Raw genomic sequence first — 2,468 nt, 5'->3', positions numbered from 1 at the left:
CTTCCCCGGGAGGGGGCGACGACCCGCCGCCCCCGCCGCCCGCCGGCTACTCGCCGGACAGCACACCCTGCACGGCCCGCCGTGCCTCGTCCGCGCTGTCGGTCGCCCGCGCCGCAGCCGCCGCTCGCTCGCACTGCGCCAGCGTGTACTTCGCCAGCGTCGCCCGCACATAAGGAATCGACGCCGCACCCATCGAAAGGCTGGTGACACCGAGACCGGTCAGCACACACGCCAGCAGCGGATCCGCCGCCGCCTCGCCGCACACACCGCAGCTCTTCCCCTCGGCCTTGGCCGCCTCGGCGGCCAGCGCCACCAGGTCGAGCAGCGCGGGCTGCCACGGGTCCTGCAACCGCGCGACCGCGCCCACCTGCCGGTCGGCGGCAAAGGTGTACTGCGCCAGATCGTTCGTGCCGAGCGAAAGGAACTCCACCTCCTGCAGAATCGACATGGCCCGCAGAGCGGCCGACGGGATCTCCACCATGGCGCCGGACTTCGCCGCGAGTCCCGCCGCACGACAGGCGTCGGCGAACGCCTTCGCGTCCTGCCGGTCGGCCACCATCGGCGCCATGACCTCCAGATGCACCGGCAGCCCGGCCGCGGCCGCCGTCAGCGCCCGCAGCTGGGTGCGCAACACCTCCGGATGGTCCAGCAGCGAGCGCAGCCCGCGCACACCGAGCGCGGGGTTCGGCTCGTCCGCCGGCGTCAGGAAGTCCAGCGGCTTGTCGGCGCCCGCGTCCAGCACGCGCACCACCACCCGGCCGCCGGGGAACGCCGTCAGCACCTGCCGGTACGCCTCGACCTGCTGCTCCTGCGACGGCGCCGTCGCCGAGTCGTCCAGGAAGAGGAACTCGGTACGGAAGAGCCCCACGCCCTCCGCACCCGCCGCCACCGCGGCGGGCACATCCGCCGGACCGCCGACATTCGCCAGCAGCGGCACCCTGTGCCCGTCCGACGTCGCACCCGGTCCCGACGACGCGGCCAGTGCCGCCTTGCGCTCGGCCGCCGCCTCGGTCAACGCGGCGCGCCGCTCCGCGCTCGGCTCGACGAACACCTGGCCGCTGCTGCCGTCCACCGCGATCACCGTCCCTTCGGACAGTTCACCAGCGCCCGGCAGCGCCACCACCGCGGGCACACCCAGCGCCCGCGCCAGAATCGCGCTGTGACTGGTAGGCCCGCCCTCCTCGGTGACGAAGCCCAGCACCAGCGCCGGGTCGAGCAGCGCCGTGTCGGCCGGCGCCAGATCCCGTGCGATCAGCACATAAGGCTCATCACTGTCCGGCACCCCCGGCATCGGCACCCCCAGCAGCCGCGCCACGATCCGGTTCCGTACGTCATCGAGGTCCGCGACCCGCCCGGCCAGATAGTCGCCGGCGCCGGCGAGCAGCGCACGGTAGGAGGCGAAAGCGTCGTAGGCGGCACGCTCGGCCGTACTGCCCACCGCGACCCTGCGCTCGATGTCGGCCATCAGCTCCGGGTCGAGCGCCATCAGCGACTGGGCCTCGAGCACCGCCTGCGCCTCACCACCGGCCAGTTGGCCCCTGGCGTTGAGGTCCGCGGCCACCGCCTCCACCGCCTGCCGGGCCCGCCCCTGCTCACGCGCGGTGTCCCCGGACGCGATCTGCTTGGCCGGCGGCTCCAGAACCGCCGTACCCATGTGCCGTACCTCGCCGATCGCCACACCGTGGCTGACTCCGACGCCCTGCAGCGTTGTCTCCATGGGTACCGGCCTACTTCCAGCTGAAGACAGTGTCACCGGCCGCCACGTCGGCGGACTCGACCAGCTCGGTCAGTGCGTCGGCGGTGGCCTCCAGCGCGACCACCGGGCAGATCGGGGACTTCCCCGACGCCTCGACGGCTGCCGGGTCCCAGCGCACGACGGCCTCGCCGCGGGCCACGGTGTCGCCCTTCGACACCAGCAGCTCGAAGCCCTCTCCATTGAGCTGAACAGTGTCGATGCCAAGATGGGTCAGCACTCCGTGGCCGGCGTCGTCCACGACGACGAAGGCGTGCGGGTGCAGGGAGACGATCACCCCGTCCACCGGAGACACCGCCTCACCGGGCTCGCGCACCGGGTCGATGGCCGTACCGGGACCCACCATCGCCCCGGAGAACACCGGGTCGGGCACTGCCGCGAGCCCGATGGCCCGGCCGGCGAGGGGAGACGAAACGGTCGTCATGGGGAAGCCTCCTAGATGCGGAGATCAAAAACGCCGTCGCAGCCTGTCACGGGACGGCGAGCCGCGTGAGCAGCCTAAGTCATGGCAAGTGGTGATTCCGCCCGAGGCGTACCGATCGCACGGCCGTCCGGATCCCCACCCCCGATTTGCTCCGGGACAGACGAGTCCAGTACGTTGGCACAACCGCCTCGACGAGACCCGCGGAAACGTGCGTGCTCGGAACGGGGTTGGTAAATCCGACCGAAAAGCTTCTGCTAAAGTCGGAGACACAACGAAGGGAAAGCCCGGAGG

The 2,468-nt window shown here is 71.9% G+C and carries 2 protein-coding genes; both read right to left on the bottom strand.

Annotation, left to right across the window (positions count from 1 at the left end; all coding sequences use genetic code 11):
• Nucleotides 1-46 precede the first annotated feature (46 nt).
• Nucleotides 47-1,717: a phosphoenolpyruvate--protein phosphotransferase gene (gene ptsP, locus V7E46_RS33300; RefSeq protein WP_333771892.1), complete on the bottom strand. Its 1,671-nt coding sequence runs from the start codon at nucleotides 1,715-1,717 to the stop codon at nucleotides 47-49.
• 10 nt (nucleotides 1,718-1,727) lie between these two features.
• Nucleotides 1,728-2,177: a PTS sugar transporter subunit IIA gene (locus V7E46_RS33295; protein ID WP_333771891.1), complete on the bottom strand. Its 450-nt coding sequence runs from the start codon at nucleotides 2,175-2,177 to the stop codon at nucleotides 1,728-1,730.
• Nucleotides 2,178-2,468: the final 291 nt, after the last annotated feature.

The sequence above is a fragment of the Streptomyces sp. IBSBF 2435 genome (assembly GCF_036815005.1).
Classification (GTDB): Bacteria; Actinomycetota; Actinomycetes; order Streptomycetales; family Streptomycetaceae; genus Actinacidiphila.
This window is presented reverse-complemented; position numbering and strand designations above follow the sequence as displayed.

What these genes read in the sequence shown, in the direction of transcription:
- ptsP (WP_333771892.1), bottom strand. Translation starts at nt 1,717, where the DNA reads ATGGAGACAACGCTGCAGGGCGTCGGAGTCAGCCACGGTGTGGCGATC.
- V7E46_RS33295 (WP_333771891.1), bottom strand. Translation starts at nt 2,177, where the DNA reads ATGACGACCGTTTCGTCTCCCCTCGCCGGCCGGGCCATCGGGCTCGCG.